General features: G+C 63.4%; 1 protein-coding gene and 1 pseudogene. One reads left to right on the forward strand and one right to left on the reverse strand.

Features of this window, described 5'->3' with window-relative positions:
- The first annotated feature begins 253 nt into the window (after positions 1-253).
- Complete coding sequence (locus FG154_RS20465) at positions 254-1,183, forward strand: IS110 family RNA-guided transposase (RefSeq protein ID WP_145111971.1); 930 nt, start codon at positions 254-256, stop codon at positions 1,181-1,183.
- A gap of 35 nt (positions 1,184-1,218) precedes the next feature.
- Here FG154_RS20465 and FG154_RS20470 read toward each other — a convergent pair.
- Positions 1,219-1,463, reverse strand: a pseudogene (locus tag FG154_RS20470) (transposase); the annotation flags it as partial.

Consider the following 1,463-nt stretch of genomic DNA (forward strand, 5'->3'; position numbering starts at 1 on the left):
CCTGAGCCTCCATGGTTATGCCCAAGTGTCCGGTCGAAACGGGGGCCAGTTCAGTGGTCTTGCTCATGATGCTCCATCCTTGTCTGTTCAAGGCCGGGCATACTGGGACCTGCAGGTGGGACCCCGTTCCATCCCAGGGAGGACGATCCCGCTGAGTAGCATGGGGCCTATCTGCGCTGCCGCCACGTGAACCTGAACAGTTGCAAGGGGCGCTTCAGTGCCGACCCCGCAGATCAAGGACAGGACAGTGACTTTGCCCCACAACTATATCGGCGTCGACGTCGCGAAAGACTGGATCGACGTGTTCGACCCTATCCGCTCCCGGCATGAAAGGATTCCAACCGACAGCAGGTCGTTGCGCAGGTTCGCACTTGCCGCTGGCCAATCCATCGTCGTTCTCGAGGCGTCAGGTGGATATGAGCGACCGATCATGGCAGCCCTCTCGGAAGCCGGGGGCCAGGCGGCTTGCGTGAACCCTCGGCAGGCCCGAGAATTTGCTCGCGCAACAGGGCGTCTGGCCAAGAGTGACCGTGTCGATGCGCAGGTTCTGGCCGAGATGGGGAGAGCGCTCCAGCTGGTTCCAGCTCACCCTCGCTCTGCCGAACGCCAGCGTTTGTCTGACCTTACCGCCCACCGCAACGACATCACCGCCATGATCGTCGCACAGAAGAACCGGTTGAGAACCACACAGGACCAATGGATCCGACGCAGCCTCCTGCAGCACATCCGGGCCTTGCTGGGCAGCCTGGCGAAAGTCGAAGCAGAGATGGAAACCGTGATCCAAAGCCAAGACGAGCTGCGCGATCAAGCGGTGCGTCTTCGCAGCGTCAAGGGGATCGGACCTGTCGTCTCGGCCACTCTGATCGCACAACTCCCTGAACTTGGTCAGCTCGATCGACGGCGGGTCGCCGCTCTCGCGGGGTTGGCGCCACACGCGAATGATTCAGGACACCGACGCGGCAAGCGCAGCATATGGGGCGGACGTGGATCGCTACGCCGGTGCCTCTATCTCGCAGCCCTCACCGCCAGCAGGTTCGATCCAGTCTTCCGGGCCTTCAAAGAGCGGCTCATCGCCGCCGGAAAACCACGAAAGCTGGTCATCGTGGCCTGCGCCCGCAAGCTGCTGACCGTTCTCAATGCGATGACAAAAGCCAGAACGCCGTATCGGGACGCCCCCGCCTGAAACACAGTTGCTACTCAGGAGTTGGAGCCTCCGGCAGACCCGGCGCGGTTCACAGTGCTGACATCCTCATCCTCGGGGATCTGGTCCAGCAGCTCGGGCAGGACAGGGCTGTCGCCGTCGCGGCTGGGGGTGAAGTCGACGGCACGGATGTCGGAAGTGGCGGCATCCATGGCCAGATGCACCTTGCGCCACTGGCGCCGGCCCTGCGCCCCGTGTTTGCGGACCTGCCACTCGCGTTCGGCAGGCTTACGCGGCGCCACTGGCGCCACGGTCCTGCCTC

This window comes from Cereibacter sediminicola, from assembly GCF_007668225.1.
GTDB classification, from domain to species: domain Bacteria; phylum Pseudomonadota; class Alphaproteobacteria; order Rhodobacterales; family Rhodobacteraceae; genus Cereibacter_A; species Cereibacter_A azotoformans.